This is a genomic window from Nitratidesulfovibrio oxamicus, assembly GCF_015731765.1.
Lineage (GTDB): Bacteria > Desulfobacterota > Desulfovibrionia > Desulfovibrionales > Desulfovibrionaceae > Cupidesulfovibrio > Cupidesulfovibrio oxamicus.
This window is the reverse complement of record NZ_VRYY01000313.1, coordinates 1-3,023: the sequence shown is the minus strand read 5'-3', so window position 1 is coordinate 3,023 and position 3,023 is coordinate 1. Positions and strand designations below refer to the sequence as shown.

Below are 3,023 nucleotides of genomic sequence, written 5' to 3'. Positions count from 1 at the left end.
GCCCTCGGGCGTCCGAACCCGCCATGGCAAACGGGTCGGACGCATCCGCTCCCGATGCCGTGCGACCGGGCGGTGCCGAGCCCGCGAGGCCCGCCGTCATGCCATCGGACGGTTCCGAGCCCGCGAGGCCCGCCGACATGCCGACGAACGAGGCCGAGCCCGCGAGGCCCGCCGTTATCTGGCATGACATCACCACCCCCTCGCGCGACGCCCTGGGCCGCTTCCTGGCCCCCTACGACCTGCCCGACGACGTGACCGAGGCCTGTCTCTCACCGCGCCGCTTCCCCGAGGTCAGCGTGTTTCCCTCGGGCATCATGGTCCACCTGCCCACCCGCCACGACTGGGACGCCCAGCACAGCCGCTATCTGACGGTGCTCTGCCTGCCGGGCCGCATGATCACCCTGCACGATGAAGACATCCCCCTGCTGGACAAGCTGGTGCAGATGATCCGCTCCGGCAACGCGCCGCTCCAGGCCAGCGTGCAGGCCCTGCTCATCTTTCTGCTGGACGCCTGCATCGACGCCAACGTGCACTTCTACATGGAGGCCCGCACGCGCGTGGAACAACTGGCCGAACTGCTGGACGACTCCCCCGATGCGGTCAGCCCCGACGACATCCTGCCGCTGAAGCGCGCCATCACCCGGTTGTCCATCCAGTTCGAGGACCAGTTCTACTGCCTTGCCACGCTCCAGACATTGCAGGCCACCGCCCTGCCCCTGACCAGCCAGCGCGAAGGGCTGCGCGACATCATGGACAACCAGAACCACCTGGCCCGCAGCCAGGCCCGGCTGGAAATGCGCCTGCGCGACCTGTACCAGTTCTACCTGCTGCTGCTGCAACGCAACACCGACCACCGCATCCGGGTGCTTACCGTGCTTACGGCGGTGTGCATGCCGCTTACGGTCATTGCTGGCGTCTACGGCATGAACTTCCGCCACATGCCGGAACTGGACTGGGACTACGGCTACTACCTGGCGCTGGGCTGCATGCTGGCGGTGGCCGGGGGCATGATGTGGTTCTTCCACAAGCGCGGCTGGTTCCGGTAGGGACTGTCTCCCCATTGTCCTTTCACCCGCTGGCTTCCGCCCCCGAAAGGCGCGATGCGAAAAGGCCCCCGGCATTGCCGGGGGCCTTTTCATTGCGACGGTGGGGATGCGTTATCCCTGCGAGATTTCGATGCGCCGCGGCTTGGCCGCTTCCGCCTTGGGCAGGAACAGGTTCAGCACCCCGTCCTTGAGCACGGCGCGGATGCGCTCCCTGTCCACCATGTCCGACAGGGTGAAGGTGCGCACGAACTCCACGGCGTCGAACTCTGCGTGCATGCGCCGGTCGTTGCCCGCCGGGGCATAGCTGCTGCGCCCGGTGACGGTGACCTCGTTCTCTTCGAGGTCGATGGTCAGCCCGTCCGGCGGCACGCCGGGCAGGTCCATCAGGATGTGGAAGCCGTCGGCCTGCTCGATGATGTCCGTGGCGGGAGAAAAACGCTCGATGCGCGCGGCGCTGCCTTCGCGAACCGAAGCGGACCGTTCGGCGCCGCCGGTTTCACCGGTGCGGGCCACACTGGCGTTGCGTTCGGTAATGTCGGGCATCATTGCACACCTCCTGCCTGCGCTTCGACGGCGATCTTGCGCGGCTTCACGGCTTCGGCCTTGGGCAGGGTCACCCGCAGGATGCCGTTCTCGCTGCGGGCGGAAACGCGGTCACGGTCCACGGGCACGTTCAGGCTCAGGATTCGCTGGAACGATCCGGAAAGGCGTTCCTGCCGGAAGTATCTGCCTTCGGTGGCCTTGCGTTCGCCCTTGATGATCAGGTTGCGGTCGGTAAGGGTCAGTTCCACGTCTCCAGGCGCAACGCCGGGAACGCTGACGTCCACGGTGTAGCCGTCTTCGTTCTCGTGCACGTTCAGCAACGGGTACGCAGTGCGCCGCGAGCTGAACGAATGCAAACGCGACATCTCGTCGAACATCCTCTCGAAACTTTTCGGCATGTCGTACAGTGTGCTGAAGTCAATCACCATGATGGTACCTCCTTGGTTCGGCACGTTCATGATTTTCCATTGCCACAGTGCGGCGGCATGCAAATGTAACAGGATGGCCGCACCCTTTCCGGCAATTAGCTAAATCCGTCCGTGGCAGTGTCAACACCCCCGGCGCATACTTTGCTGTACGTCCATTTCCGGCGCGGCCCGAAACGGGGACGACCGCTTGCGCGACCCGCCCCTGTGGCCGCAGCCCGCGCCGGGCCTTGAAAAACCACTTTCGCCGGACGGTTGACCCGGCTTCGTGCTTCCTCTACATGGTGGGGCGCGCCCCCGCATTCCGCGGGGGCACGGCGATGCAAGGAGCACCCCATGCGCATTTCGGTGGATGTGGAAGCAACCCTGCCGGAGAGCCTGCGCGGCCCGGAAGGCGGCACCGGCCCCCAGGCCGCGCGCGAGGAACTTGGCGTCATCGCCGGGGCGGCACGCGGCCTTTCCGACGTGGTGCGCATTGCGCGCATCCTTGTACCCGAGGACTTCGGCGCGGCGCTGGCCGAGCTGGCCCCGGATCGCCACGCATCCCGCCCGCGCACCGCGTCTTCCGCATCTGCCGCCCCCGCAGCCACTACCGCAATGACTGCAGCCATCCCCGCCCCGCAAGGCTGGGTACTGGTCTTCCACCCCGGCATCTACGGGCCGGAACACGATGCCCACATGCGCTACGCCCTGTACTGGCGCGAACTGACCCGCCTGGTGAACAAGGGGCGGCTGCCCGTACCCCTGCGCACCGCCGACGGAGCTCCCCGGCAGGACCGCCACGCCGTGCTGCTCACCGCCGTTTCGCGCCTGTTCGGCGAATACGACGCCGCCCGCAAGGCCTGGGACTTTCGCGACGGGCTGCTGCGCAAGGTGCTGCGGCAGGAGCTTTCCGAGCGCGCCCGCACCGCCCTGCTGCACGCCTTTGCCGCAGACCTGGGCCACGCCACCTCGGCGGACGCGCGCACCTGGCTGCGCATGCTGGCAGACGACCATGCCCGCACCGGCG

3 protein-coding genes and 1 pseudogene are annotated in these 3,023 nt (G+C 67.1%); 2 read left to right on the top strand and 2 right to left on the bottom strand.

From position 1 onward, the window contains the following. Nucleotides 1-1,046, top strand: a 1,046-nt coding sequence (locus FVW20_RS11015) for a magnesium transporter CorA family protein (RefSeq protein ID WP_231039043.1), incomplete at its 5' end; no start/stop codon positions are given. Nucleotides 1,047-1,157: 111 nt separating this feature from the next. Here the strand turns inward: FVW20_RS11015 and FVW20_RS11010 are convergent. Together FVW20_RS11010 and FVW20_RS11005 are read right to left on the bottom strand one after the other, a co-directional pair. Further along, nucleotides 1,158-1,589 (bottom strand): Hsp20/alpha crystallin family protein, encoded by a 432-nt coding sequence (locus FVW20_RS11010; RefSeq protein WP_196609600.1) that lies wholly within the window; start codon nucleotides 1,587-1,589, stop codon nucleotides 1,158-1,160. Further along, entirely contained in the window at nucleotides 1,589-2,017 is a 429-nt protein-coding gene (locus tag FVW20_RS11005) for an Hsp20/alpha crystallin family protein (RefSeq protein WP_015946578.1), read from the bottom strand. Before FVW20_RS11005 ends, FVW20_RS11010 begins: the two co-directional genes overlap by 1 nt. A gap of 333 nt (nucleotides 2,018-2,350) precedes the next feature. On the opposite strand from FVW20_RS11005, the pseudogene FVW20_RS11000 reads away from it, so the two are divergent. Further along, a pseudogene (locus FVW20_RS11000) lies at nucleotides 2,351-3,023 on the top strand (hypothetical protein); the annotation flags it as partial.